The organism is Streptomyces sp. NPDC055099, assembly GCF_053607685.1.
This window is the reverse complement of sequence record NZ_JBSGUA010000016.1, coordinates 123,508-142,244: the sequence shown is the minus strand read 5'-3', so window position 1 is coordinate 142,244 and position 18,737 is coordinate 123,508. Positions and strand designations below refer to the sequence as shown.

The window sequence follows — 18,737 nt, the reverse complement described above, 5'->3', positions numbered from 1 at the left end:
TCAGCGGTGATGACCAGCACCGCCGATCAGGTCGGCAGCGGTGATCAGGGGGAGAGTGCGCGCGGCGGCGAACCGAGCGGGCACGCGCGCGTGGACGCCGCCGGCCGTGAGGCACCTCTCCGTAGTGCTGCGGTAGGAGTGCGTCGCGTCAGGCAGCGAGTGCGAGTGCGGCGGTGGCCGGCGGCCCTCGCCTGATCACCGTGTGCTGGAGCGCGGTGGTGTGCGGCTTCGGCGGCCCCAGGAAAGCCGTGCGGGGCGCGCGAAGATCGGCGCCGGGAGCCCCGGGCAGCCCGGCGCGGAGGGCGCGTACGAGACCCAGCGCCGCGCGCAGGGAACGGACGAGCGCCCCCTCGGCGACTCCATACGCCCCGTGTGCCGAGAGCCGCACGAGGCGGAGCAGCGCGACGTCGCCGCGGCGCAGCAGCCATCCGGCGGCGACGGCGGCGAGTACGTGCCCCAGGAGCATCGGAAGCGACGGGAGCAGCGACATGGAGCCCATCGCGGCGTCCGCCGTGGTGGCCGGAGCGCTGTGGTGCGGGGGGTGGCCCGCGGCCCCGGCGCCCGGTTCCATGCCGGCCGTCGTCAGGATCCGGTGGGCCTGGGCGGGGCTGAGGGTGGCTGCTCCGGCCCCGCACACCAGACGCGCGGCCCGCTCCACCATGGAGGGCTCGGCGGACGCCACCGCGGCGCCGCCGTGCTGGCCGACACCGAAGAGCGCATGCAGGCCCACCTGCCCGGCAGCGAGTACGGCGGCGATGCCCGGCAGTGACCGCTCACGCCCGGCGAGCGGTGCCGCCACGGCGAAAACGGCGACGAACCCGACGCCCAGCGTCCACAGCGGGACGGCGGCGCAGGAAGCGAGCACATGGCCCCCGGCGGACAGCACGACGCAGAGCACGGCGAACACCGCGGCTCTCAGCAGCCGGAGATCGACTCCGGCGCGCGCTTCGCGCTGGTGGGGGGCAGTCATGGCCGGAACATCATTGCACTGGGCCCAACCGCCGCATACGGCAGGTCCGCAAGCTCCCATGGATGCCGATGAGTGACGATCGGTGCCCATCGGCGCCGAATGGGTGCCTTTGGAGGGGCTCGAAAGAGGCTCGTGAGAGGCGTGTCTACACCGTCCCCGGCCATCCGCGCGTCGGCCGTATGGGCGGCATCACGTCAACTGCGCGCTTATACACGGGCGCTTGCGGCAATACGTATCGGTATGTCGAGCCGCGGCCAGGAGGCTGGAGCATGAGCATGTGGTGGTCTCTCCATTTGCGGCGCGAAGCTGCGAGCGTCCCGCTGGCCCGCCGCTTGCTGATGGGCACGATGGAGACCGCGGGGGTGGATCCCGACGTCTCGTACGACCTGTCGGTGGCTCTCAGCGAGGCCTGTGCCAACGCGGTGGAGCACGGCGGCGACGCGGTGCCCCCCGAGGGGGCGGCCGGTGCCTATCGGGTGACGGCCTACCTGGACGGCGAGAAGTGCCACATCGAAGTGGCCGACTCGGGCCCGGGATTCGTCCCCGTCGCGCAGCCCGCATCCGACACCGCCGAGCACGGGCGCGGTCTGTACCTCATCCAGGAGCTCGCCGACCACGTGCACTTCGGCGACAAGCCGGGGGGCAGGGGCGGCACGGTGATCAGCTTCGACAAGATCCTCAAGTGGCGCGAGGACACGCCGCTCGTCACGGCCTGAGGAGCGCCCCGGACGACCTGGGGGCCACCCGGCGGCTCAGCCGGGCGGCAGCGCCCTGCACAGGGCCTCCAGGGCCGCTCCGTAGGCGTGCTCCGGCGGGGTGGAGTAGCCGACGACCAGACCATCGGGTGCGGGCATCGTGGCCTCCGGGTGACGGAACTCGGCGAGGCCCTCCACGGCGAGGCCCTGCCAGGAGGCCGCCTTCGCCGTGGACTGTTCGGTGCCGGGCGGCAGCCGCAGGACGGCGTGCAGGCCCGCGGCGACTCCGGTCGGGCTGATGTGCGGGGCGTGCGTGGCCAGGGCGGCGACGAGCTGGTCGCGGCGGCGGCGGTAGCGCTGACGCATCCGGCGGATGTGCCGGTCGTAATGACCCGACTCGATCAGCTCGGCCAGCGTGAGCTGGTCGGTCACACTCACCCACCCCTCTCGTTCGCCCTTCGCCGCGAGCACTCCGTCGACGAGGTGTTCGGGCAGGACGAGCCACCCGATGCGCACCCCCGGAGAGAGGCTCTTGCTGACCGAGCCCATGTAGACGACGCGTTCGGGATCCAGGCCCTGTACGGCTCCCACCGGCTCCCGGTCGTAGCGGAACTCTCCGTCGTAGTCGTCCTCCAGGACGAGGCCGTCGCGGGTGCGCGCCCAGTCGATCACCGCCGCGCGGCGGGCCGGATGCAGGGGGCCGCCGGTCGGGAACTGGTGTGCGGGCGTGAGCAGCACGCCCCGAGTTCGCTGACTACTGGTCAATTCCTCGACACGGGCGCCCTTTTCGTCCAGGCCCAACGGGACCGTCCGTACGCCCGCGGTGGCGAGGATCGACCGATGGAAGCCGAGACCGTACGACTCCACGGCGATGGGGTATCCCCTGCTCGAGCGAAGCCGAGAGCTTGGGGAAGGATTCTGCAGCATCCCGCCTCCCCCGCTCCCGAACAACAGCCGCAGGGCGTGCGCGACCCCGGAGCACACCACGATCCGCTCCGGGGCGGTACGCACCCCGCGGACGCGCCCCAGATAACCGGCGAGCGCCCGGCGCAGCTCGACGCGCCCCTGCGGGTCACCCGGCCCGAAGGCCTCGTTCGGCGCGGAGTTGAGGGCGCGCCGGGCCGCGGCCAGCCAGGCGGTGCGCGGGAAGGACGCGGCGTCGGGCCGGCCCTGGCGCAGGTCGTACGCCGGTGGGGCGGGCGTCGCGGGCCGGGTGGGCGCCCGCTTGGGGACGCGGGTGCGGGTGGGCGGCGCCGCACGCTCGGCCACCCGGGTGCCGGAACCCTGCCGCGCGGTCAGCCAGCCCTCGGCGACCAGCTCGGCGTAGGCGTCGGCGACGGTGTTGCGGGCGATGCCCAGATCGGCGGCGAGGGAGCGGTAGGGCGGAAGCCGCGTCCCCGGAGCGAGCCGCCCCTCGCGCACGGCGTCCCGCAGAGCGCGGATGAGGACAGCCCGGCGGCCACCCGCCCCGGAGAGCTCCAGGTGCAGGTCACTCCCGATGCGCTCCGCCAGATTGACCCACGATTCCGCCATGGAAATGCACCCTATCCAAGGTCGATTCCACCCGTAGATTCATGGTCATGACGAACACGCAGACCGCCACGCAGACCGCTGCCGGAACCACCGCGCAGACCCTCACCACCCCTGCCCGCCTCAACTTCGCCAAGGCCGCCCCCAAGGCCTTCAAGGCCGTGATCGGACTCGACGCCGCCGCCCGCGACGGCCTCGACCCGGCCCTGGTCGAGCTGATCCAGATCCGCGCCTCGCTGCTCAACGGCTGCGCGTACTGCCTTCACATGCACACCTCCGACGCGCGCAAGGCGGGCGAGGACGAGGCACGGCTGCACATGGTGGGCGTCTGGCGCGAGGCCAGGAACTTCTTCACGGAGAAGGAGCAGGCGGCCCTCGACCTGACCGAGGCCGTCACGCTCGTCCAGGGCGGTGTCCCGGACGACGTCTACGCCCGCGCGGCGGCGCACTTCGACGAGACGGAGCTCGGCCACGTCCTGGCCCTGATCTTCGCCATCAACACCTGGAACCGCATCGCCCTGAGCACCGCCAAGGTGGCGGGCGAGGATGAGCGCTAGGCCCTCCCGGGGAACGCGAAACCGGGCCTCTTCTTTAAAGAAGAGGCTCGGTTCCTGAGAAAAAGACGAAGAAGACTGTCAGCCCTTGAGCTCGGCCATCCACGCCTCGACGTCATCCGCACGGCGCGGCAGCGCGGCCGACAGGTTCTTGTTGCCGTCGGCCGTCACGAGGATGTCGTCCTCGATCCGCACGCCGATGCCCCGGTACTCCTCCGGGACCGTCAGGTCGTCCGCCTGGAAGTACAGGCCGGGCTCGACGGTCAGGCACATGCCGGGCTCCAGGACGCCGTCGGCGTACGTCTCACGGCGCGCGGCCGCGCAGTCGTGGACGTCCATGCCGAGCATGTGGCCGGTGCCGTGCAGGGTCCAGCGGCGCTGGAGACCCAGCTCCAGGACGCGCTCGACCGGGCCCTCGACCAGGCCCCACTCCACGAGCTTCTCGGCCAGCACGCGCTGCGCGGCGTCGTGGAAGTCGCGGTACTTCGCGCCGGGCCGCACCGCCGCGATACCGGCCTCCTGGGCCTCGTACACGGCGTCGTAGATCTTCCGCTGCAGCGCGTCGAAGCGGCCGTTGATCGGCAGCGTCCGCGTCACGTCGGCGGTGTAGTACGTGTGCGTCTCCACACCGGCGTCGAGCAGCAGCAGCTCCCCGGAGCGCACGGCGCCGTCGTTGCGCACCCAGTGCAGCGTCGTGGCGTGCGGGCCTGCCGCGCAGATCGAGCCGTAGCCGATGTCGTTGCCGTCGACGCGGGCGCGCAGGAAGAACGTGCCCTCGATGTAGCGCTCGCTGGTCGCCTCGGCCTTGTCCAGGACACGCACGACGTCCTCGAAGCCGCGGGCCGTCGAGTCGCACGCCTTCTGCAGCTCGCCGACTTCAAACTCGTCCTTGACCAGACGGGCCTCGGAGAGGAAGACGCGCAGTTCCTCGTCGCGCTCGGCGGTGACCTTGTCGGTCAGCGCGGCCTCGATGCCCGCGTCGTACCCACGGACGACGCGGACGGAGCCGGTCGCCTCGCGCAGCCGCCCGGGCAGCTCACGCACGTCGGACGCCGGGATGCCGTACAGCGTCTCGGCCTCGGTGAGGGAGTGCCTGCGGCCGACCCACAGCTCGCCCTGGCCGTCCAGCCAGAACTCGCCGTTCTCGCGGTTGGAGCGCGGCAGCAGGTAGATGGTGGCCTCGTGGCCGCTCGTGCCGTCCGCGAAGTCCGTCGGCTCCAGGACGAGGACGCCGTCCTCGGTCTGGTTGCCGGTCAGGTACGCGTACTCGACGGAGGCGCGGAAGGCGTACTCCGTGTCGTTCGAGCGGGTCTTGAGATTGCCCGCGGGGATCACGAGGCGCTCGCCCGGGAAGCGCGCGGAGAGCGCGGCACGGCGGGCGGCGGTGTGCTCGGCCTGGGCGATCGGCTGCAGGTCGTGCAGCTCCGTGTCGGCCCATCCGGACTTCATGTTCTCGGCGAGCTCGTCGGAGACGCCCGGGTACAGGCCGTTCTTGCGCTGCTTGATCGGCTCTTCCTCGGACTCGATCTCCAGGTCTTCCGGGGTCTCCGGGTTCTCCCGAATGAGCTCCTCCGACACGATCTGCCTCCTATGTACGACACTGGGCCCCCTCCATCGTACGGGCGTACGGAAGGGGGCCCAGGGCCGGAAGGCCCATTACATGCCGTAGAGCGGGGGTCACTCGAAACGGGCCGCGAGGAGAACCACGTCCTCGTCGCTCTCGACCGCGTCGAGCCCGTCCGGCAGCACCGTCCGCAGGATGTGGTCGACGAGCGCGTCCGGGTCGTCGCGGACCTGCTTGGGCACGCTCGCCGCCGCGGCGTGCAGCCGCGCGAAGGCACGGTCCATCGGGTCGCCGGTGCGGTGCAGGAGGCCGTCCGTGTAGAGCAGCACTGTTTCTCCCGGTGTCGTCTGGAACTCCACGCTCGGCGCCTCCCAGCAGGCGAGCATCCCCAGGGGTGCCGAGAGCGAGGTCTCCACGAACTCCGTGCGCCGCTCACCGATCACCAGGGGCGGGCTGTGGCCGGCTCCCGCCAGGACGATCTTGCGCAGCGCCGGTTCGCAGTAGGCGAAGAGGGCCGTCGCGGACCGCGCGGGCTCGGTGAGCCGCAGCAGCAGCTCCAGATCGGACAGTACGGCGACCGGGTCCTCGCCCTCCATCACGGCGTACGCCCGCAAGGAGGCCCGCAGGCGCCCCATCGCGGCGACGGCGCTCGGCCCGGACCCGGTGACGGACCCGACCGCGAGGCCGAGCGCGGCGTCGGGCAGCGGCAGCGCGTCGAACCAGTCGCCGCCGCCGAGCGCGGAGGTGCGGTGCCGGGCGGCGAGCTGCACCCCGGCGACCCGCGGCAGACGCGAGGGCAGCAGTTCCTCTCGCAACGTGGCCTCCGTGGTGCGGGCGCGGTCCAGTTCGATCAGCCGGGCCAGGTGCTCGGCGGCCTGGCGCGCGTAGAGACCGACGAGGTGGCGTTGGTGCTCGCCCGGCTCGGCGGGCTCGTCGTACAGCCAGACGGCGGCGCCGATGCGGCCCACCGTCTCGGTGGACAGGGGCAGTGCGTAGCTCGCGGCGTAGCCGAGCCGGGCGGCCACTTCGCGGTGCCGGGGGTCGAGGCTGCTGTCGGCGAACAAATCGGCGTCGACGATCTCGGTCTCGGCGCCCGGGGGCGTGGGCGGCGCGTCGAGGAGGCGCCCGAAGGCGGTGGCGGCGCGGGGGACCGTCTCGATGTGCCCGAGGTCGGCGCGGCCGAGACCGAGGCCGATGGTGTTGTCGGGGCCGAGTCCGTCGGCCGGCTCGAGGACGAGCAGGCCGCGGCGCGCGCCGACGAGGGCGGCTCCGGCGCGCAGCAATTCGTGCAGGGCCTCGTCCAGCGTGACCGTGCGCGCCAGGCGCTCGGTGAGCTCCTGGAGGGTGGTCAGATCGGAGATCCAGCCCGCGAGCCGGTCCTGGATCATGAGCGCCGGTGCGCCTTGGGCCTGCGGGGCGGGCGCGACAGTGTGGGCTGGTGGCGGAACAGTTGAATCGATTCCGGCCACTTTCGGGAGGTGCGGAGCGTTCATGGCTGACGGCTTTCCGGCCGGTGCGTATTGCTCAATAGCATCGCAAACCCCCATGTCATTCTGCGCCGCTAGCAATGTTCTCCACATCTACACGCACTGGTTAGGGGATGTCCAGCATTGTCCAGCCGGGATTCCTGGTGTCCGTGGGAATTCTGTGACGTTTCGCGATCTTGAGAAGTTGGCTCAAAAGTGCCTGAGGCGACGGCTTATTGCGATCGACTGGGATTGTTCAACAAGGGGTACTCCCAAGCCCTCAGGCATGGGAGGCGCGTCACAGCGGCCGTGATGGGTACGTACTCGGTGATGACCAGGGGCAGTTGAGATCAGCCCGGAACCTGGTGACGGACCCGGGCGTCTTAACTCACGACGACCGTGCCCCATCCTCCCGTGGGGGAGGCGGCGAAGAAGTACGCGGGACAGCAAACGCCAGGCACCGCCACCCCACGCCACGCTAACGCTCGGCCCTAACGGGTTCCCCATGCCGCAGGCTGGGGTGTGATGCGCCAGTTCTACGCACAGCGAAGTGATCCACACATGGTGTGATGTGGCCCGCCGTGTTCCTCGGCGTGTAAACGGAAAGGAACGAGCGCTCATGCGCGAGATCCTCGGAAGGCGAAGCAGGCTCCTTGCCAGGCTCACCGGCAGGAAGTCTGACCAGAGTCCCGGTCTGATCGGTGCGGCCCTGACCTCTGCCACGGCGTGGAAGTGGCCCGTGGTTCCCGGCGTCGGACTCGACCGGCGAGACGGCACCCGCTGCGCCTGCCCCGACCCCGACTGCACGGTGCCAGGAGCCCACCCCCTCGACCCCGGCCTGCTGGCCGCGACGACCGACGAGCGCATGGTGCGCTGGTGGTGGACGAACCGCCCGGACGCGCCGATCGTGCTCGCCACCGGCGGTGGCGCCCCGTGCGCCGTCAGCCTGCCCGCCATCGCGGGAGCGCGGGCCCTGACCGCGCTCGACGAGATGGGCATCAGGCTCGGGCCGGTCATCGCGACCCCCGCGCGCCTCTTCCTCCTCGTCGCGCCGTACTCCATGGAGCAGTTGGGCGACCTCCTGTACGCGAAGGACTACGTACCGGGCTCGCTGCGCTTCCACGGAGAGGGCGGATATCTCGCGCTGCCGCCTTCCGAGACGGGCCAGGGGACGGTGCGCTGGGAGCGGGCCCCGCTGCCCGGCTCGGCGGCGCCGTGGGTGCCCGATGTCGAGGCCGTGGTGGACGCGGTGGTCGACGCGCTCACTCGTACGGGTGTGAGCGCGCCCGAGTTGTAGGGGAAATGGGCGCGCGGGGAGCCGGGCGCCCGTCAAACGTCGTTACTGTCAGGCCTCATGAACCCCCGCCTGATCGCGCTCACGGGCGTCGTGGCCATTACGGTTCTCCTGCCGCTCGCCGGCGCCTACGCGGGGCCCGTGGGCGACGGTGACGCCGAAGCCAGGCCGACGGAGCGGCCGGCGGACGCGGCACCGGGGGCGGCACCGGATCGCGACGCGAAACAGCCCTCTACGGAGAAGCCGACTTCGCGGCGCTCCACTACGGAGAGCGCCGCTTCGGGCGACCGGTCTCCGGACGACGCGTCGATGCTCACGGGGCTCGGCCTCGACAGCGCCGCGCAGTGCGGACCCGAAGTCACCTCCCCCAAGGGCATCGAGGCCCAGACGTGCGTCCTGACCCAGGGGCGCGACACATGGGGGCGCACGTACTACCGCAACACGACCGGCGATGAGCTGAGCGCCGTACTGAGCGTTATGGCGCCGGGTGGGCGCACCGTGCAGATGCATTGCGCGGTCGGCGCGGCGGACGAGCCGGGGGCGTGCGAGACGCCTCGGGAGCGTACGACGGGGAATTCAGCGGCGTATTCGGCGGTGGCGGAGTTCGCTGACGGGAGTGGCGGACCGTTGCTCCTGCGCTCGGGAAGCAACTCCGCGCGGCCGAAGGCCAGTTGAGTCAGCAGGTCGGGCCGTGCAATCGGCCGGACATGGAAGCGCCCGGTTGCTGGCGACGGGGGATGCACCAGCAACCGGGCTACCTGAACGGTAACAAGAGATCTGCTCTGGGCAAATTCGATCTCGGATATCCGGACAGGGATTCACCTGCGACGACAGGGAGTTGTGACAGGAGTCACCCCTCCCCTTCCGACTGACTGGTGGGTCAGCTCAACGTCACCTGGCGGTTGGTGAGACCGCCGCGCGCCCGGCGCTCCTCCGGCGTGAGCGGGGCCTCGCTGTCCAGCGCCGTCGCGAGCCGCTCGGCGAACTCCGCGGCGGGCTTCTCGATGTCCTCGGCGCCCATTCCGGTCGGCAGGTCCCACACCGGGACCGTCAGACCGTGCGCCCGGAAGGACCCGACCAGACGGGTGCCCTCGCCGAGGCTCGACGTGCCGGCCGCGTGCAGCCGCGCGAGCGCGTCGAGGAGCTGCTCCTCGGGGTGCGGCATGACCCAGCGCAGGTGGTTCTTGTCCGGGGTCTCGCACCAATAAGCGCAGTCCACGCCGGAGAGCCGCACGGTCGGGATGGCGGCGGCGTTCGCCCGCTCCAGGGATGCGGACACCTCCGTCGAGGCGTTCTCCGAGTCCGGGACCCAGAACTCGAAGCCCGTGTGCACGATCGGCTCGAATGTGCCGTCGGGGTCGAGGAGATCCTGCAGACGCGGCCCGTCGGCGGGGGCGCGGCGAGCCTGTACCGGAGAGCCGGGCTCGGCGGTCAGGGCGCGCTGGAGCGTGTCGGCGAGGTCGCGGCTGATGTCGCCGGACGCGGTGTCGTTCTGCAGGCCGAGCAGGACCGAGCCGTCGTCACGGCGCAGCGCGGGCCAGGCCATCGGCAGGACGGTCGCCAGGGACACGGAGGGCACGCCGTCCGGCAGCCCGTCCTTGAGGGGCAGTTCGACGGTCGCCGCCGGGACGAGCTCGCGCAGAGCCACCCAGTCGCCCTCGCCGGGCAGACCTTCGAAGGGGCGGTGCACCAGCTCGGTCGCCGCGTGTGCGGCGGCCCGGCCGTGACAGGCCTTGTAACGGCGGCCCGAACCGCAGGGGCAGGGTTCGCGGGCACCGACGACAGGGACCTGCCCGTCCGTCAGCTGCGGCTGCTTGCCCTTGGTCTGAGGGCGCTTCTTGGCCATCTTGGGTGTCTCCCGGATGCGGCTTTCCAGCGTGGCTCTTCGTACGTCTTGGGCGTACGGGCGCGAGCCTAGCCGCTCACCGTCAAGGCATCGGGTTTCGGCCTCGATCGGACGGAGCCGTCATCGGAGCCTTCCATCGGGAGCCGTCATCGGCGGCCTTCAGTTGAAGTGGGCGCTCGACGTCACCGCTCGCGGTCGTCGAAAGGGTCCGCGAACGCGAGGTCGGGTATCGCCGAGCCCGCGGGGGCCGCGACGCGCGTAGCGAAGTCCTCGTGGCAGTGCCCGGCTTGTACGACGACCCACACCGTGACCTCGCCGTGGATGTCGTCCCGCACACCCCAGGTCTCGGCGAGGGCCGTGATGATGTTGAGCCCGCGCCCACCGTGCGCGGTGACCGAGGGTGTGGCCGGAACGGGGCGGGTCGGGCCACCGCCGTCCGTCACCTCGACCGTCAGCCTGCCTGTCGTGTCCACGCGCCAGGCGGCCCGGACATCACCGTCACCCACCATTCCCTCGCCCAGTGGCCTGCCGTGCCGGCAGGCGTTGCTGAGCAATTCCGAAAGGATCAGTACGGCATCGTCGACGACCGATTCCGGCACCCCGTGTCCGCGCAGTTGATCGCGCATCCGGTGCCTTGCTTCTCCCACGCCCGCCGGGCCATGGGGTACGGCCATGCTCGACGACGCGGGCACCTCCCGTGCCACCACCAACGCCACCCCCGAGACCTCCTTCGCCCCACGCCACGGTGTGAATGCCCCAATGGACTGGACCGGAAACCGGCCAATCCTTGTGCGGTGACGCACTCGTATCGATCGAATACGGACCGAACGCGCCGGTGCACTCCCCGTAACCGATGGGATCGGGGTTAGCGGCGGCCCAACTGGGACAGCACCTGTTTGGGGCGATTGGTGATGATGGCGTCGACGCCGAGTTCGGCGCAGAGCTCCACGTCCTCGGGTTCGTTCACGGTCCACACGTGCACCTGGTGTCCCGCGCGCTTGAGTTTGGCGACGTAGGCCGGGTGATTGCGGACGATCCGCATGCCGGGACCGGCGATCCGGACACCTTCGGGAAGGCGCCCGTCACGGTGGCGCGGCGAGACGAACTGCATCAGGTAGACCGTCGGCAGGGTGGGGGACGCGGCCCGCACGCGCTGGAGGGAGCGCGCGGAGAAGCTCATGACGCGTACGGGCGAGGGGCCGTCGGCGGGTGGGGCATCCAGACCGAAGCGCTTCAGTAGAAGAAGCAGCCTTTCCTCGACCTGACCCGCCCAGCGGGTGGGGTGCTTGGTCTCGATGGCCAGCTGGACATCGCGCCCCGACGCGTTGCTTTCGGCCACGAGCTCGAGGAGCCGCTCCAGCGTGAGGACGGAGGTGTCCTCCCAGTCGGGGAGTTCGTCGGCCTCCCCGTGGTTGTTCTTCCAGGAGCCGAAGTCGAGGGTGGCGAGATCGGCGAGCTCCAGGGCCGACACAGCTCCCCGGCCGTTCGACGTCCGGTTCACGCGGCGGTCGTGGACGCAGACGAGGTGCCCGTCCGCGGTGAGGCGTACGTCGCACTCGAGAGCGTCGGCCCCGTCGTCGACCGCCTTCTTGTAGGCGGCCAGCGTGTGCTCGGGGGCGTCTTCGGAAGCTCCGCGGTGGGCGACGACCTGGATCTGTTGCTGTCGTGCGAGGGTCACCGCGTCATGGTGCCATCACGGGGTACTCGAAGGCTTGCCCAAGGTGTCGCACACAGAGCCGGATCCACAGGATCGGCTTATGGTGCCCTGACAGCCCATGGGAAAAGCTGACTGCAGACAGATGCACAGTTGGGCACAGCCAGGCCGTGACCGAGAACGACAGCGTGGACCGAGGAGAAGAGCTGTGAGCACCGAGAACGAGGGCAACGAGGTACCCCCGGCCCCGTCAGCGCCCCCTGCGCCGGTGGAGTCTCCCGCTGCTTCCGCCGACCCCGTGACGCCCGCCTCCGGAGCACCCGACCCCGTGACGCCGCCCGCCGCCCCCGGCCAGGAACCGTCGGCGCACCACGCTCACCCGCACGCCGGTACCACCCCGGGCGCGCCCTCGCACGCCTCCGGTGCCGGAGCGTGGCCGCCTCCGCCGCCGCCCGCCGTTCCCTCGTACGCCCAAGGGGGCGGCTCCGGCTCCGGATGGGGCGCGTCGTACGCGGCGCAGCACCCGGAGGGGGCCAAGCCCGCGGGCCGGCGCGGTGGCCTGATCGCCGCGGTGCTCGTGGCCGCCCTCGTCGCGGGCGGAGTCGGCGGCGGCATCGGCTTCTGGGCGGCCGACCGGAACGACAACAGCACGGGTTCGACCACGGTCTCCGCGTCGAACACGCCGGCCGACCTGAAGCGTGACCCCGGCACGGTCGCCGACATCGCGGGCAAGGCGCTGCCCAGCGTCGTCACCATCGAGGCCCAGGGCGGCAACGGCGAGGGCGGCACGGGCACCGGCTTCGTATACGACAAGCAGGGCCACATCCTGACGAACAACCACGTCGTGGCCTCCGCGGCCGACGGCGGAAAGCTCGCGGCCACGTTCTCGGACGGCAAGAAGTACGACGCCGAGGTGGTCGGCCGCGCCGAGGGCTACGACGTGGCGGTCCTCAAGCTCAAGAACCCGCCGTCGAACCTGAAGCCGCTCCCCCTCGGCAACTCCGACAAGGTGGCGGTCGGCGACTCGACGATCGCCATCGGCGCCCCCTTCGGCCTCTCGAACACGGTCACGACCGGCATCGTCAGCGCCAAGGACCGCCCGGTGACCTCCAGCGACGGCGCGAGCAGCAAGAGCTCGTACATGAGCGCCCTGCAGACCGACGCCTCCATCAACCCCGGCAACTCCGGCGGCCCGCTGCTCGACGCGGGTGGCGCGGTCATCGGCATCAATTCCGCGATCAAGCCGGCGGAGAGCGGCGGCGGCCTCGGCGGAGGCGGCCAGTCCGGCTCCATCGGCCTGGGCTTCGCGATCCCGGTCAACCAGGCCAAGTACGTCGCCCAGCAGCTGATCAAGAACGGCCAGGCGGTCTACCCCGTGATCGGCGCCTCGGTCTCCCTGCAGGAGAACACGGGCGGCGCCACGATCTCCCGGGAGGGCGCGAGCGGTACGCAGGCGGTCACCCCGAACGGCCCCGCGGACAAGGCGGGCCTCAAGCCCGGTGACGTCATCACGAAGCTGGACGACTCGGTGATCGACAGCGGCCCGACCCTGATCGGCCAGATCTGGACCCACAAGCCGGGCGACACCGTCGAGATCACGTACAAGCGCGACGGCAAGGAGCACAAGGTCGACGTGGTCCTGGGCGAGCGCAAGGGCGAGAGCTGACCCGCTACTCTTGTCCCCGCACCGCCCTGAACGGCGGTGCGGGGTGGGTTGCCCGAGCGGCCTAAGGGAACGGTCTTGAAAACCGTCGTGGCGCGAGTCACCGTGGGTTCAAATCCCACACCCACCGCACTTCTTGAGAGCCCCTGACCAGCGGAATCGGTCGGGGGCTCTCGCCTTTCCCGGGAGTGCGCGGCCGAGCGTGGGCGCGTAGGTCACCTTGGATGAACCTGGTACTCCACGTGGACGCTGCGCGGCGAGCCTGGGAGAAGGCGCGGGTGGATTGAGGTGTCGTTTCGCTGCAGAGGATCACTGGATCAACCCAAAAGGAGATAACCGTGTTGCAGCGCATCGCATCCGCTCTCGCCGTGGCCACCGTGGCCGGGTTCCTGGCCGCCGGCACCGCCGTCGCCTCCGACGGCCCGACCGGCACCCTCGACGAGGGCCGCTACGCAGGGCAGTCGTTCACCAACATGGGCGGCCCCTACGGCATCACCACCGCCGGCCAGACGGAGGGCGGTCACCGCGACGCCACCGCCCTCAACGGCGTCTTCGACGGGTTCAACGACTGACGGCTTCTCCGTCGGTCGGGGGGTGTCTCTCACTGAGAGGCACCCCCTCCTTGTGTCCCGGACGCTGCGCCTTCGTCCGGGGGTGGTGCCAGCAACACCCCGGAGAGGCCGGGTCACCGTATGTTCCGGGCCGCTCGGATTCGCGAACGTGGAGGACGTCAGCACGGCACGTCCCCGGCACGTCCCCACCGCGAAGATTCGAGGCCCGTCATGAGCACCAGCGCACTGCCTTACCCAGCCGCTCCCGTCGCTCCTGTTGCTCCTTCCGTTCCTGTTGTTCCTTCCGCTGAGCGCGCCCCGGAGGCACCGGGTTTCTGGCGGGCGCCGTTCGCCGCCTCGACGTACCGGGAGATCGGCTACACGGTGGCGTCGCTGCCCATCGCCATCGTGGGCTTCACCTTCGCCGTGACGATGTTCTCGCTCGGCGTTGGCCTGTTCGTCACCGTGCTCGGACTGCCGGTCCTCGCGGCCGCGCTGGCCGGGGCGCGGGGCCTCGGAGCGGCGGAACGGGGGCGGGCCCGGAGGATGCTGGGGCTCGATGTCGCCGGGCCGGCTGCCGTGGGGACGCCGCCGGGCGCGGGTGTGTGGGCCGGGATGCGGGCGCGGCTCGCGAACGGTGCGGGCTGGCGGGCGCTGCTCTTCCAGGTCGTGATGTTCTCCTCGCGGGTGATGTCCTTCGTGCTCAGCGTGACGTTCCTGGTCACCGGCTGGGTGGTCGCGCTCCTTCCGGCGTACTCCTGGGTGTTCCCGCGGTACGTCGACTGGCCCGGCTACCGGGTGTTCGACTACACCTCCGGCGGTGAGCGTCACGCGTTCTACCTGGAGTCGCCGGTGCAGATCGCCGGGGCGTCCCTGGTCGGCCTCGTCATCGTCTTCCTCACCCCGAAGCTGGTCCGCGCCCTGACGAACATCGACCGCGCCGCGGTGCGTTCGATGCTCGGGCAGCCTCAGCGGTAAGTGCGCCGGGGAACGCGGTAAGGGGCGTCCGCCATTGCGGGCGTCCCTTACCGCGTCATGTTCGGCCCGTACTGCGCCATGTTCGGCCCGCCGTCACGCGTGTCCCGTCAGCCGTTCCGCCGACGCGATCGTCGAGCGGGCCTCGCGCTCCGTGAGGCCCACCTGGAGCGCGGCGGAGACGAGTTCGGGGGCCAGGGATTCGCCGATGCCGTTCTCGTAGGCGCGGCAGGCGGCCCAGAACAGGCGGGTGTTGCGCTGGCCCTCGTGCGCGGCGAGGACGAACTGGACCAGGCCCTGACCTCGATGGGCCGGGGCCGGCATCTGCGGGAGCGTGGGGTGGTGGGCGCGGGCCGGGGGTGTGAGCAGGCGTAACAGCGCGGGAGGGCAGCTCGCCGGGGGGAGGTGTGCGGTGCCGGCCACGGTGCTGTAGACGCCGTGTTCGGTGCGCGAGCCGGGGCCGACGAGGTAACCCCCGGCGCCCCTGATGTCGATGCCGGGGGCCAGGCGTCCCGCGGAATTGGGGACGACGGCTTCGGGCGGGCCCGTGAGCCAGATGTGACGGCCTCCGCTGGGGGTCGCCACGACCACCGTGGCGGGGATCGTGAAGAGGTGACGCAGCGCCAGTTCCCGCAGGGCGGCCGGAGCGTCCGTACCGGACTTGGTGTCCAGGTCGATGCCGATCAGATGGTGTGGGGGCAGGCCGCACGCGATGCCGTAGCCGGTGGCCCAGGGCGCGGCGGCGAAGAGTTCGCGGATGCGCAAGGGGTCGGTCGACGCGTCGTACACGCCGTGTCCGGGGCGGCCGCATTCGCCGTGACAGGGGGTCGTTTCGGGTTGCTCGTGGTGGGGGGAGCGGAGCGCCGGCAGCTTGGTGCGGGAGAGCGGGATGACGGCGAGTCCGCGCTCGGCGGCGGACAGTGCGTGCGCGAGTACGAGTGCTGTGGCATGGCGGTCGATGGTGGCCATGACTTCATTTTCGTACAAGCGTTCGAAGAAAGGAAGGGGGGCGGGCGCGGCGCGCGGACGAAACGCGGGCGCGCCCGCCGATCTTCTGACTGTGCCGGAGCGCCTCAGCCCGTGCTGTGCCTGGGTTTGAGCCCGCTTTTGGGGGTTGAACAGGGCCTATGGGAGGCCGAAGCATGTTTATCGACTTGTACTCACGCTTGCGGGGGAATTGGGGCTTCCGGGGTGGTTCGCCGGGGATTCGGTGGGCAACTCTGGACTCGCGACGTCGTGCAGAACCCCCAAGGCGGTCGGCCAACTGCTTTGGAACAAGACGCACTTCAGGTGCTCCCGGCACATCGCCGGTGGGTGCCCCCGTAACGGAGGAAACTGACATGGTAAGCATCCGTACCGCCCGCGTCATCGCTGCAGCCGCGGCCCTGCCCCTGGCTGCCGCACTCTTCACGGGTGTCGCGACGGCCGACAACGGCTCCTTCGCGAACGACGGATCGAATGCGGGCGTGGCGACTGTCAACGGCAGCGGCGTCGGCGGCAACAACAGCGGCAACTCGTCCACGTCGCAGCAGCAGGCCGTCGGCTCAGGCGCCTCGAACCAGAACAACACCGCCCAGGTGAACGGCTCGGCGTTCACGGCGATCGACCAGTCGAACGAGAACATCGCCGTCAACTTCACCCACCTCTGGTGAGGTGACGGCGCCCCGGGGCAGCTCCCCGGGGGTCTGCTGGATGGGGTGTGTGGCGTTCTGCGCGGCGGTGCATCTGCACCGCCGCGCAGTCGTGTCCGGGGTGATCTCTTGACATCCCGACAGTTTCTGACGGACAGTCAGAAACCACTGTCGGTGCGACGCCCTTACGCGAAGGAGAGGCCGCCGCCGTGCACCTCGCCCCCACCGAACGCCAACAGCGGTTGCGCGCCGAACTGCGCTCCTACTTCCGCGATCTGATGCCTGGGGGGCCACCTCAAGGCGACGATCTTCAGGGACAGCGCCGGCTGCTGCGGCGCATCGGGGCCGACGGCATGCTCGGCCTCGGCTGGCCGGTCGAATACGGCGGACAGGGGCGCGGGCCCGACGAACAGTTCGTCTTCTTCGACGAGGCCTACCGCGCGGGCGCGCCCGTCTCGATGGTCACCCTGAACACCGTCGGGCCGACCCTCATGAAGTACGGCACCGAGGAGCAGAAGGCCAGGTTCCTGCCGCGCATCCTCAGTGGTGACCTCGTCTTCGCGATCGGGTACAGCGAGCCGTCGGCGGGCACGGACCTGGCGTCGCTGCGGACGCGGGCGGTGCGCGAGGCCGAGGGGCCCGCCGGTACGCCCGGGGAGACCGGAGGGGACAGCGGGCCCGGGGGCACGTGGGCCATCGACGGGCAGAAGATCTTCACGTCGAACGCCCAGAACGCCGACTGGATCTGGCTGGCCTGCCGCACCGACCCCGAAGCCCCCAAGCACCAAGGCATCTCGATCATCCTCGTCCCGACCGACGCGCCCGGGTTCTCGTGGACGCCGATCGAGACGGTGGGCGGTCTGACGACGACGGCCACGTATTACGACGGAATCCGCGTGCCCGCCACGAACCTCGTCGGCGAGGAGAACGGCGGCTGGGGGCTCATCACCAACCAGCTCAACCACGAGCGGGTGGCGCTCGCGGCGATCGGCATGCAGGCCGAGGATTTCTACGCCGCGGCCCTCGCTTTCGCCCGTACACCCGATCCAGTGACGGGCGAGCGCCGGATTGACGCTCCGTGGGTCCGGTCCAGGCTGGCCGAAGCGCAGGCCCGGTTGGCGGCAACGCGCCTGCTCAACTGGCGTTTGGTGGGCGATGTGGGGGCGGGCGCGCTGGCGCCGGGAGACGCGAGCGGCGTGAAGTTCGCGGGAACCGAATCGGCGGTGGAGGTGTACCGAATATGTCAGGAAGTCACGGGCGACGCGGGTCTGGTCCGGTCCGGTTCACCCGGCTCCCTGACGCTCGGGGCAGCGGCTGAGGGGGAGTTGGAGCGGATGAACAGGGCGGCACAGATCAATACGTTCGGGGGCGGGGTGAGCGAGGTGCAGCGGGAGATCGTGGCGGCGATGCGCCTCGGCATGCGGAGGGGACGGCGATGACCGATCTTTCGTACGAGGCGCTGAAGGTCTTCGAGGGGCGGGCGGCCGCCACCTCGGGCGAGGGCAAGGACCCGGTCAACGAACCGATGATCCGGCACTGGTGCGAGGCCATGGGCGACACGAACCCGGCTTATACGGGGGCGGATCCGATCGCGCCGCCGACGATGCTCCAGGCCTGGACGATGGGCGGGCTCTCCGGGCACCAAGGGCGTTCGGCCGCGTACGACGAGTTGTTCGCGCTCCTGGACGGCGCGGGATACACCTCCGTCGTCGCGACGGACTGCGAGCAGGAGTATCTGCGGCCGCTGCGGCCGGGGGACGAGATCACCTTCGACGCGGTCATCGAATCGGTCTCGGAGCGCAAGACGACCAAACTGGGCACGGGCCATTTCGTCACGACCCGGATGGACGTCAGAGCGGGCGGAGAGCCGGCGGGGACCCACCGCTTCCGCATCCTCAAATACGCACCCGCGCGGCAGAAATCCCGGGACAAGCGGCCCCGCCCGGTGATCAACCGGGACAACGCGGGGTTCTGGGAAGGCGTGGCCCGGCATCAGCTCCTCATCCAGCGCTGCGGGGGCTGCCGGACACTGCGCTTCCCCTGGCTGCCGGGCTGCAACGCCTGTGGGTCGCTCGTGTGGGACACGGTCGAGGCGAGCGGCGAGGGCACGGTCTATTCGTACGTCGTCATGCACCACCCGCCCTTCCCGGCCTTCGATCCCCCGTACGCCGTCGGGCTCATCGACCTGGCGGAAGGCGTGCGCATGGTCAGCAATGTGGTGGGGGTGCCCAGCGACAAAGTGCGGATCGGGCAGCCGGTCCGGCTCGAATTCCAGCGGTTGGACGCGGAATTGAAGCTCCCCGTGTTCCGGGCGGTCGAGAGCATGGCGGGGGGCGAGGTCTGA

Annotated in this window: 18 protein-coding genes and 1 tRNA gene; 11 read left to right on the top strand and 8 right to left on the bottom strand. The window is 70.8% G+C overall.

The genetic code is table 11. The annotated features are described in order from the left end of the window. Positions 1–148: 148 nt before the first annotated feature. Entirely contained in the window at positions 149–970 is an 822-nt protein-coding gene (locus ACWFRU_RS32800; protein ID WP_453691777.1) for a hypothetical protein, read from the bottom strand. A 269-nt stretch (positions 971–1,239) separates the two neighbouring features. Here ACWFRU_RS32800 and ACWFRU_RS32795 point away from each other — a divergent pair, with 269 nt between their 5' ends. Continuing rightward, the gene (locus ACWFRU_RS32795; RefSeq protein WP_453691775.1) at positions 1,240–1,686 is read left to right on the top strand and encodes an ATP-binding protein; all 447 of its coding nucleotides are present in this window, start codon (positions 1,240–1,242) and stop codon (positions 1,684–1,686) included. A gap of 36 nt (positions 1,687–1,722) precedes the next feature. Here ACWFRU_RS32795 and pdxR read toward each other — a convergent pair whose 3' ends face one another. Next, positions 1,723–3,198 carry a MocR-like pyridoxine biosynthesis transcription factor PdxR gene (gene pdxR, locus ACWFRU_RS32790; protein WP_453691773.1) on the bottom strand — a complete coding sequence of 492 codons (1,476 nt, stop codon included), beginning with the start codon at positions 3,196–3,198 and terminating at the stop codon, positions 1,723–1,725. Between the two features lie 47 nt (positions 3,199–3,245). On the opposite strand from pdxR, the gene ACWFRU_RS32785 reads away from it, so the two are divergent. After that, complete coding sequence (locus ACWFRU_RS32785; protein WP_453691772.1) at positions 3,246–3,752, top strand: carboxymuconolactone decarboxylase family protein; 507 nt, start codon at positions 3,246–3,248, stop codon at positions 3,750–3,752. Positions 3,753–3,830: 78 nt separating this feature from the next. Here the strand turns inward: ACWFRU_RS32785 and ACWFRU_RS32780 are convergent, their stop codons facing one another. Both ACWFRU_RS32780 and ACWFRU_RS32775 read right to left on the bottom strand, forming a co-directional pair. Next, positions 3,831–5,327 (bottom strand): aminopeptidase P family protein, encoded by a 1,497-nt coding sequence (locus ACWFRU_RS32780; protein WP_453691770.1) that lies wholly within the window; start codon positions 5,325–5,327, stop codon positions 3,831–3,833. A gap of 99 nt (positions 5,328–5,426) precedes the next feature. Further along, a complete protein-coding gene (locus ACWFRU_RS32775; RefSeq protein WP_453691768.1) occupies positions 5,427–6,860 on the bottom strand; it encodes a PP2C family protein-serine/threonine phosphatase in 1,434 nt (477 codons plus the stop codon). A gap of 538 nt (positions 6,861–7,398) precedes the next feature. Between ACWFRU_RS32775 and ACWFRU_RS32770 the strand changes: the two genes are divergently transcribed. Continuing rightward, on the top strand, positions 7,399–8,076 hold the full coding sequence (locus ACWFRU_RS32770) for a bifunctional DNA primase/polymerase (protein WP_453691766.1): 678 nt from the start codon (positions 7,399–7,401) through the stop codon (positions 8,074–8,076). A 57-nt stretch (positions 8,077–8,133) separates the two neighbouring features. After that, positions 8,134–8,748: a hypothetical protein gene (locus tag ACWFRU_RS32765; protein WP_453691765.1), complete on the top strand. Its 615-nt coding sequence runs from the start codon at positions 8,134–8,136 to the stop codon at positions 8,746–8,748. A gap of 205 nt (positions 8,749–8,953) precedes the next feature. Here ACWFRU_RS32765 and ACWFRU_RS32760 read toward each other — a convergent pair whose 3' ends face one another. From ACWFRU_RS32760 to ACWFRU_RS32750, 3 genes are all read right to left on the bottom strand, one after another. After that, complete coding sequence (locus ACWFRU_RS32760; protein ID WP_363210256.1) at positions 8,954–9,919, bottom strand: DUF5926 family protein; 966 nt, start codon at positions 9,917–9,919, stop codon at positions 8,954–8,956. Positions 9,920–10,101: 182 nt separating this feature from the next. Next, complete coding sequence (locus ACWFRU_RS32755) at positions 10,102–10,722, bottom strand: ATP-binding protein (protein ID WP_453691764.1); 621 nt, start codon at positions 10,720–10,722, stop codon at positions 10,102–10,104. 62 nt (positions 10,723–10,784) lie between these two features. Further along, complete coding sequence (locus tag ACWFRU_RS32750; RefSeq protein ID WP_453691763.1) at positions 10,785–11,597, bottom strand: glycerophosphodiester phosphodiesterase; 813 nt, start codon at positions 11,595–11,597, stop codon at positions 10,785–10,787. Between the two features lie 184 nt (positions 11,598–11,781). Here ACWFRU_RS32750 and ACWFRU_RS32745 point away from each other — a divergent pair, with 184 nt between their 5' ends. From ACWFRU_RS32745 to ACWFRU_RS32730, 4 genes are all read left to right on the top strand, one after another. Continuing rightward, a complete protein-coding gene (locus ACWFRU_RS32745) occupies positions 11,782–13,239 on the top strand; it encodes a S1C family serine protease (protein WP_453691762.1) in 1,458 nt (485 codons plus the stop codon). A gap of 42 nt (positions 13,240–13,281) precedes the next feature. Continuing rightward, a tRNA-Ser gene (locus ACWFRU_RS32740) sits at positions 13,282–13,366 on the top strand. Between the two features lie 208 nt (positions 13,367–13,574). Continuing rightward, a complete protein-coding gene (locus ACWFRU_RS32735) occupies positions 13,575–13,808 on the top strand; it encodes a hypothetical protein (protein ID WP_453691761.1) in 234 nt (77 codons plus the stop codon). A 210-nt stretch (positions 13,809–14,018) separates the two neighbouring features. Further along, positions 14,019–14,765, top strand: a complete 747-nt coding sequence (locus tag ACWFRU_RS32730; protein WP_453691760.1) for a sensor domain-containing protein — start codon at positions 14,019–14,021, stop codon at positions 14,763–14,765. A gap of 93 nt (positions 14,766–14,858) precedes the next feature. Here ACWFRU_RS32730 and ACWFRU_RS32725 read toward each other — a convergent pair whose 3' ends face one another. Next, positions 14,859–15,731 (bottom strand): bifunctional DNA primase/polymerase, encoded by an 873-nt coding sequence (locus ACWFRU_RS32725; RefSeq protein WP_453691759.1) that lies wholly within the window; start codon positions 15,729–15,731, stop codon positions 14,859–14,861. A 371-nt stretch (positions 15,732–16,102) separates the two neighbouring features. Here ACWFRU_RS32725 and ACWFRU_RS32720 point away from each other — a divergent pair, with 371 nt between their 5' ends. The 3 genes from ACWFRU_RS32720 to ACWFRU_RS32710 all read left to right on the top strand — a co-directional run bounded on the left by ACWFRU_RS32720 (position 16,103) and on the right by ACWFRU_RS32710 (position 18,737). Further along, positions 16,103–16,414 (top strand): hypothetical protein, encoded by a 312-nt coding sequence (locus ACWFRU_RS32720; RefSeq protein WP_453691757.1) that lies wholly within the window; start codon positions 16,103–16,105, stop codon positions 16,412–16,414. 188 nt (positions 16,415–16,602) lie between these two features. After that, positions 16,603–17,832, top strand: a complete 1,230-nt coding sequence (locus tag ACWFRU_RS32715) for an acyl-CoA dehydrogenase family protein (protein ID WP_453691756.1) — start codon at positions 16,603–16,605, stop codon at positions 17,830–17,832. Beyond that, complete coding sequence (locus tag ACWFRU_RS32710; RefSeq protein ID WP_453691754.1) at positions 17,829–18,737, top strand: bifunctional MaoC family dehydratase N-terminal/OB-fold nucleic acid binding domain-containing protein; 909 nt, start codon at positions 17,829–17,831, stop codon at positions 18,735–18,737. The genes ACWFRU_RS32715 and ACWFRU_RS32710 overlap by 4 nt, the downstream gene beginning before the upstream one ends.

What these genes read in the sequence shown, in the direction of transcription:
- ACWFRU_RS32800 (WP_453691777.1), bottom strand. Translation starts at nt 970, where the DNA reads ATGACTGCCCCCCACCAGCGCGAAGCGCGCGCCGGAGTCGATCTCCGG.
- ACWFRU_RS32795 (WP_453691775.1), top strand. Translation starts at nt 1,240, where the DNA reads ATGAGCATGTGGTGGTCTCTCCATTTGCGGCGCGAAGCTGCGAGCGTC.
- pdxR (WP_453691773.1), bottom strand. Translation starts at nt 3,198, where the DNA reads ATGGCGGAATCGTGGGTCAATCTGGCGGAGCGCATCGGGAGTGACCTG.
- ACWFRU_RS32785 (WP_453691772.1), top strand. Translation starts at nt 3,246, where the DNA reads ATGACGAACACGCAGACCGCCACGCAGACCGCTGCCGGAACCACCGCG.
- ACWFRU_RS32775 (WP_453691768.1), bottom strand. Translation starts at nt 6,860, where the DNA reads ATGGGGGTTTGCGATGCTATTGAGCAATACGCACCGGCCGGAAAGCCG.
- ACWFRU_RS32770 (WP_453691766.1), top strand. Translation starts at nt 7,399, where the DNA reads ATGCGCGAGATCCTCGGAAGGCGAAGCAGGCTCCTTGCCAGGCTCACC.
- ACWFRU_RS32765 (WP_453691765.1), top strand. Translation starts at nt 8,134, where the DNA reads ATGAACCCCCGCCTGATCGCGCTCACGGGCGTCGTGGCCATTACGGTT.
- ACWFRU_RS32760 (WP_363210256.1), bottom strand. Translation starts at nt 9,919, where the DNA reads ATGGCCAAGAAGCGCCCTCAGACCAAGGGCAAGCAGCCGCAGCTGACG.
- ACWFRU_RS32730 (WP_453691760.1), top strand. Translation starts at nt 14,019, where the DNA reads ATGAGCACCAGCGCACTGCCTTACCCAGCCGCTCCCGTCGCTCCTGTT.
- ACWFRU_RS32725 (WP_453691759.1), bottom strand. Translation starts at nt 15,731, where the DNA reads ATGGCCACCATCGACCGCCATGCCACAGCACTCGTACTCGCGCACGCA.
- ACWFRU_RS32720 (WP_453691757.1), top strand. Translation starts at nt 16,103, where the DNA reads ATGGTAAGCATCCGTACCGCCCGCGTCATCGCTGCAGCCGCGGCCCTG.
- ACWFRU_RS32710 (WP_453691754.1), top strand. Translation starts at nt 17,829, where the DNA reads ATGACCGATCTTTCGTACGAGGCGCTGAAGGTCTTCGAGGGGCGGGCG.